The following is a 658-nucleotide window of genomic DNA, read 5'->3' as shown; positions in this document are numbered from 1 at the left end:
TTGTTCAGCAGTCTCCTAGGGGTGACCGCCGACGAGCTGTGCATGATCTACCGCACCCAGTTCCCCGTGATGCGCAAGTACGACTCGCAGGACCTGTTCGACGCCAACGGCCGCAAAGTCGCCGAGGACGTGGCCAAGCTTCACCGGAAGCTCAAGCCTGGTCAGGAGCTCAGCGAGGAAGAGCGCACCTGGACTCACCCGCAATCCGGCGCGACCTACGTGTTTGAGTACCCCTTCCGAGTCCTCGACCGTGAGGCCGATATGCGGGCCGCCTACAAGCGCTTCGAGCGTGAGCTCGCTGAGGGAGAACTGCCGTGAGTGCACTACTACCCCTGCAAGCGGCCGAGGAACTCAAGGGCGGGATCTCCGAGTTCCTGTCCACCACGTTCGCCCTATCGGACAAATCCACCCTGTCGGCGCTCACCGACTTCGTGGGAAACCCCAGAACGGGCATGTTCCACGGACCGTACGTGCGCACCCGCATGCCGTTCCGCCCCGCCGAGGACGGTGCCGCCGACGTGCTGGACTGGGCGCCCACCACCTTCCCGTTCCGCCCGTACGTGCACCAGGCCCAAGCCTTCGCACGACTATCCAGCCGCCCCGACCCGGGTTCGACAGAACCGTTGCGGCGGCCGGAGTGTTTGGGACGCCTTTCGGA

1 protein-coding gene and 1 pseudogene are annotated in these 658 nt (G+C 65.0%); both read left to right on the top strand.

Features of this window, described 5'->3' with window-relative positions:
• Positions 1-318: pseudogene (locus tag H483_RS27360) on the top strand (hypothetical protein); the annotation flags it as partial.
• A partial coding sequence (locus tag H483_RS27355; protein ID WP_042329404.1) for a hypothetical protein occupies positions 315-658 on the top strand: 344 nt, incomplete at its 3' end. The pseudogene H483_RS27360 and the gene H483_RS27355, both read left to right, overlap by 4 nt.

The sequence above is a fragment of the Dietzia sp. UCD-THP genome, assembly GCF_000349585.1.
Taxonomy (GTDB): Bacteria; Actinomycetota; Actinomycetes; order Mycobacteriales; family Mycobacteriaceae; genus Dietzia; species Dietzia natronolimnaea_A.
This window is presented reverse-complemented; position numbering and strand designations above follow the sequence as displayed.